The 4,296-nt window shown below is 44.3% G+C and carries 8 protein-coding genes; 3 read left to right on the forward strand and 5 right to left on the reverse strand.

The window, feature by feature from the left end; all coding sequences use genetic code 11:
* Nucleotides 1-94 precede the first annotated feature (94 nt).
* From QUA99_RS32275 to QUA99_RS32285, 3 genes are read right to left on the reverse strand one after another with little or no spacing between them, the layout of a single operon-like run.
* Entirely contained in the window at nucleotides 95-292 is a 198-nt protein-coding gene (locus tag QUA99_RS32275) for a hypothetical protein (protein WP_333245545.1), read from the reverse strand.
* A gap of 26 nt (nucleotides 293-318) precedes the next feature.
* Nucleotides 319-546: a hypothetical protein gene (locus QUA99_RS32280; RefSeq protein ID WP_333411558.1), complete on the reverse strand. Its 228-nt coding sequence runs from the start codon at nucleotides 544-546 to the stop codon at nucleotides 319-321.
* Nucleotides 488-1,486, reverse strand: coding sequence for a hypothetical protein (locus tag QUA99_RS32285; RefSeq protein ID WP_333245539.1), 999 nt, complete (start codon nucleotides 1,484-1,486; stop codon nucleotides 488-490). The genes QUA99_RS32280 and QUA99_RS32285 overlap by 59 nt, the downstream gene beginning before the upstream one ends.
* Nucleotides 1,487-1,761: 275 nt before the next feature.
* Between QUA99_RS32285 and QUA99_RS32290 the strand changes: the two genes are divergently transcribed.
* The 3 genes from QUA99_RS32290 to QUA99_RS32300 all read left to right on the forward strand — a co-directional run bounded on the left by QUA99_RS32290 (nucleotide 1,762) and on the right by QUA99_RS32300 (nucleotide 3,111).
* The gene (locus QUA99_RS32290) at nucleotides 1,762-2,004 is read left to right on the forward strand and encodes a helix-turn-helix domain-containing protein (protein WP_293176868.1); all 243 of its coding nucleotides are present in this window, start codon (nucleotides 1,762-1,764) and stop codon (nucleotides 2,002-2,004) included.
* A 320-nt stretch (nucleotides 2,005-2,324) separates the two neighbouring features.
* Nucleotides 2,325-2,606 (forward strand): helix-turn-helix transcriptional regulator, encoded by a 282-nt coding sequence (locus QUA99_RS32295; RefSeq protein WP_333245535.1) that lies wholly within the window; start codon nucleotides 2,325-2,327, stop codon nucleotides 2,604-2,606.
* 235 nt (nucleotides 2,607-2,841) lie between these two features.
* Complete coding sequence (locus QUA99_RS32300; protein ID WP_333245532.1) at nucleotides 2,842-3,111, forward strand: helix-turn-helix transcriptional regulator; 270 nt, start codon at nucleotides 2,842-2,844, stop codon at nucleotides 3,109-3,111.
* 123 nt (nucleotides 3,112-3,234) lie between these two features.
* On the opposite strand, the gene QUA99_RS32305 is transcribed toward QUA99_RS32300, so the two are convergent.
* The gene (locus tag QUA99_RS32305) at nucleotides 3,235-3,474 is read right to left on the reverse strand and encodes a hypothetical protein (RefSeq protein WP_333245529.1); all 240 of its coding nucleotides are present in this window, start codon (nucleotides 3,472-3,474) and stop codon (nucleotides 3,235-3,237) included.
* A gap of 71 nt (nucleotides 3,475-3,545) precedes the next feature.
* Nucleotides 3,546-3,959 carry an alternative ribosome rescue aminoacyl-tRNA hydrolase ArfB gene (gene arfB, locus QUA99_RS32310; protein WP_333245526.1) on the reverse strand — a complete coding sequence of 138 codons (414 nt, stop codon included), beginning with the start codon at nucleotides 3,957-3,959 and terminating at the stop codon, nucleotides 3,546-3,548.
* Nucleotides 3,960-4,296: the final 337 nt, after the last annotated feature.

Below are 4,296 nucleotides of genomic sequence, written 5' to 3' on the forward strand. Positions count from 1 at the left end.
AATGCTAAAACTTCGTTGTGCTTACCTCAACGACCTCTTAGCCATTTGAGGTTTTTGCAAAACCGGGATGCTCCCACCTTGTTGTCTCCAGCAATCAGCAAAATTTCCGCTCCTCCGTCATCTCTTCAAACCCCAGAAAACATAGTTGACACCAGCCATCCGCCCACAACGCCGGAACTTTAAACTTTGCCCCAGACTTGGGAATTCCGATCGCAATTGCAACTAATGTCGATCGCCCCGCTGCATCCCAAATCCTATCAAATCCGATCGCCCGCGATATCTGTAGGGACACGGCATTGCCGTGTCCTTAGCCTTAACTTAGCGATGACAGCCTTGGGCGATCGCCCTTAACACCGCTAGCCGCACTTCTGGATAGGATTTCTCCAGCCCGTTAGCCCGAAAAATCCAGTGTCCGCCGCCCGCGTGTTCGATCGCAATTTTCTGTCCGTCAGGCAAAACTATTTGCCACCAATTCAACACAGTGGCTTTAATTAGTTGGCACTGAATTTCGTTCAGTTGAACCTCCATTAATTTCAGTTGACGCATGATTGGATTTTGGGCAGATGACTTCATGATTTTTCTCTTTAAATGAATTCGACTGTTTCTCGGCTTTGATTTCAGTTTGCCGATTTTTCAACTTAACTTCACTTTCCGAACTTTTCGCCTTAACTTCCCCTTCCGAACTTTTCGCCTTAACTTCCGTTTTACCACCTTTATGCTCAACTTTGACTCCAAAACCTTTAGACTTAACTTTGTCTTTAGCTGCAGTAGGACTCTTTTGGGCTACGGGCTTCTTAAACTCCGCGTCTAATTGGTCTAAAATCTCCTCTTGTTCGGGAGTATGTTCCGCTGGCTGCTCTAAGTTTCTGGGATTGTATTCGCCAACCAACCTTGCCAAAAATTCCGAAATTGACAGTCCGGCGGCGGCTGCTTTTTTCGTTAAAAGGGCGTAGGTGTCGGTTTTAATGCGAATTTGTTTGAGCCGGAGGTTGGGATTGTTGTCAACAGTTTCGGCAATCGTTACTGCGGTAATCCTTTCTTTGGGTATGACATCAACAACTTCTTGCCACTTTTCCTGTAAAAGGCAGTCGCCGTATTGGTCGGTTACTGCGTGTTTGAACAAAGGGACAACTTGAGCAACGCAGCTAGGCAAAATCTCAAATCCTGCTTTAATTAAGCGCAGGCAAATGCTCGCAGCTTTGATAATTTGCGTGCAGTAAAAATACTGCCTGCCTAATGCTTGTTCGCAGTAAGTTTTAAAAGTTTTGAACTTGCCTTTGTACAATCGCAGTTTTCGGATCGCGTCTAGCATGATTCCTTGCCGCACGTAGTCTAGAAATCCCCTTTTAATTTCGCCTGTCAGGTAGTCTAAATCGTGAAAGGGAGATTGATTTTGGATTTCTTCTTCAAAGTCTAGCAGCGGGCCTGCAAAGTGAAAGTTGGAGGCGACATCGCCTAGGTAGAAGTTGTCAATGGATGTGGACATGATCTGGAATGGTTCGAGAAAGGGCACGATACCACGGAAGTTGTGCGATCGCAAAGGAGAAGTTTTGGTCGGGATCTTTGGTACAATTTTGAGTTGGGTTGTGCTGTGGGTCGATCGACCTTTTACATCGCATCACCTCAAGGCGGTTATTCAAAACTGCAGGTTTTGGCTGTTCGGCCTGACCGACCAGCTTTTGTTATGTCACTTGTGTCTCATTATGAGATGTCGATTTTTATTTGTCAAGTATGACATCTCAATTTGAGATTTATGTTACAATGTCATCAAGAAAAGAACGAAGACAGGAGGGCAATTCACCATTGGAAGCCCTAAGAATCAACAAAACAGACTTATCACAAGATGAGTTTGCTTTTAGATGCGGGATTCCCCGGGCCACGTATCATAGATGGATATCGGGAGCCACAGAACCAAAATTTTCTCTCTTTCAGTTGAAAGCTATTTGCCGAGAACTAAAAATAGAAAAAATAGATGAACTTCCAGAGAGCTTTGGGCCGAATTAGCAATTAAATTAAACCAACAGTTAAAAAATTATTACTGCTGATACAATTTTGAGTTGGGCACTCTTGTGAGGTCGATCGACCTTTTACATAGCACCTCCTCCTCGGCGTTGAGAAAAAAGGGGCTTGAGGTATGCGCCCAACCCCCAAAAATACGCTTGGGTATGCAAGCACAATTGATAGACACTACAAGTAAGGCGGTTATTCAAACCTGGACGTTTTGAATGTTCGGCTCGCCCGGCCACCTTCTGTCATGTCCGTCACTTACAACTTTAGTTGGATAATTCATTTTTGTCAACTAAAGTTGTATAACTTTAGTTTAAATGAATCAAGATATAGACTATCTCAAACCAGAAACTATTCAAGAAGCTATCCAATTGGCTGAAGCTACTCAGGAACAACTAGCCCGAAACCTAGGAGTTTCTCTAAATACAGTGAACTCCTGGGTTAATTGTCGGAAAATGCCACGGGCGGATAATTTCTTCGCCCTATGCCGGGAGTTAAAGCTTTCGCCCAAAACCGTGGCTAGATTGCTAGGCATCGATATCTCCAACATCCCTGACGATATCCCTTTGATCAGATCGCCCTCATCGAACGACAACTAACCCGCAGGGGTTCCGAAATGTCTAGGGAAATGGGTTTGAGTCATGCACCCAAGCCCGGAAAATACGCTTGGCTATGCAGGCATAATGGGTAGAAACTACAAATAGGGCAGCTTGCTAAACCAAAGCGTTTCCACCGTCCGGCTAAAGCAGTCGCCTTTGTGTTGTCTCTCTATTAAACAACCTTAGTTGTATTTCACCGATTTGTCAACAACTTTGGTTGTGAATTTGCTATGATATGCCCCGAAAGAAACAAACTCAAGAGTCCAAAGATATACCAGCACTGCAAATCTTGCGGGAGGCTGTTGGTTTATCGCAATCCGCCTTAGCAAAACAAATTCCCGACAAAACCCGCACAAAAACCCTAACTCAGCAAGCCATTAGCAAGTGGGAACGAGGACTAGACGAACCAGAACTGACCATTGCTCAAATGAAAGCCCTTTGCAAAGCTTTGGGAAAAACGCTTGACGATTTACCGAATGACTTAGGCCCACAAAATCCCGACTGAAAACTTTTGTTGCTTAGTTCTAATTAGATCAACCTAAAAAAGCAGATTATATCCCCGACTTCTTGAAGAAGTCGGGCATCTAACAAGCAAGTTATAAAGAGGATATTAAAGTATGATTTGGTATTACTTACGGAGAACAGAAGTGATAATCACCGTGATAGTGGCGCTTGCAATCAAAGTGAAAGCAAGTTGCACAACCCATTGGGTAGCTTTCTGGTAGTTATCGAACTTGTCATTGAATCTGTCGGTTTTATCATTAGTTTTCTCAACATCAGTTGATAATTTCTCAACTTCAGCCGATAGCTTGTCTAGCTTTTCAATAACATCGGCTAGCGTCGGCTCGTTACGTGCAGTAGTTGTCATTGCCGTTTCCTAAAACTAACAATCATCATTTACAATGATATCCTAATTTTAATAGGAATTGAGATTATCAATCACTCCGTGACTTTCCCTCTCAAAGCTTTAATCTGCCCTCGCTTAGTTTTGCTGTCGAGACGCTTGCGCTGGGAACTACGAGTTGCTTTGCTGGGTTTGCGCGGTTTCGGTATGACGATCGCACTTTTAATCAGTTCTTGCAGCCGTCTCAAAGCCTCCTCCCGGTTTTGTTCCTGGCTGCGGTGTTCCTGGGCCTTGATGACAATCACACCTTCGGAGGTGATGCGCTGGTCGTTGATTTGCAACAAACGCTGCTTGTAGCGATCGGGCAATGAGGAAGCTGGGATATCAAAGCGCAAGTGAATTGCACTCGCGACCTTATTTACATTTTGTCCCCCCGCGCCTTGAGAGCGAATCGCGCTAATCTCGATTTCGCGATCGTCTATGAACACTGTATTAGAAATTTGTAGCATGATTCATCAGTGAGATTAAAGATACGGGGAAAGCAGTGCATCTTTTATATATAACTTACTGTAGTTAGGGAACAGGATATTACCCACAATCAGGACACGGCAGTGCCGTGTCCCTACAATTAATTGGGGGATGGTTGTATCTGGTGCGAGCGCAAGCGATTATTTTGGGGTAGGGAAACGGCACTGCCGTGTCCTCTCCCTTGCTTAGAGTCAACAGTCAACCATCATTTCTGAGTGCAACCGGAATTGATATTATTTACAATTCTGGCGTTGCTGAATTACGGTATGATACGGGCAAAAATACGAGAGGGAACCCGAAAATGATTTTTGAGATTTT

The sequence above is a fragment of the Microcoleus sp. F10-B2 genome (genome assembly GCF_036704965.1).
GTDB lineage: Bacteria > Cyanobacteriota > Cyanobacteriia > Cyanobacteriales > Microcoleaceae > Microcoleus.

Excerpts from the sequence above, each read along its gene's own strand:
- QUA99_RS32280 (WP_333411558.1), bottom strand. The coding sequence starts at position 546 with ATGCGTCAACTGAAATTAATGGAGGTTCAACTGAACGAAATTCAGTGC.
- QUA99_RS32285 (WP_333245539.1), bottom strand. The coding sequence starts at position 1,486 with ATGTCCACATCCATTGACAACTTCTACCTAGGCGATGTCGCCTCCAAC.
- QUA99_RS32290 (WP_293176868.1), top strand. The coding sequence starts at position 1,762 with ATGTCATCAAGAAAAGAACGAAGACAGGAGGGCAATTCACCATTGGAA.
- QUA99_RS32295 (WP_333245535.1), top strand. The coding sequence starts at position 2,325 with ATGAATCAAGATATAGACTATCTCAAACCAGAAACTATTCAAGAAGCT.
- QUA99_RS32300 (WP_333245532.1), top strand. The coding sequence starts at position 2,842 with ATGCCCCGAAAGAAACAAACTCAAGAGTCCAAAGATATACCAGCACTG.
- QUA99_RS32305 (WP_333245529.1), bottom strand. The coding sequence starts at position 3,474 with ATGACAACTACTGCACGTAACGAGCCGACGCTAGCCGATGTTATTGAA.
- arfB (WP_333245526.1), bottom strand. The coding sequence starts at position 3,959 with ATGCTACAAATTTCTAATACAGTGTTCATAGACGATCGCGAAATCGAG.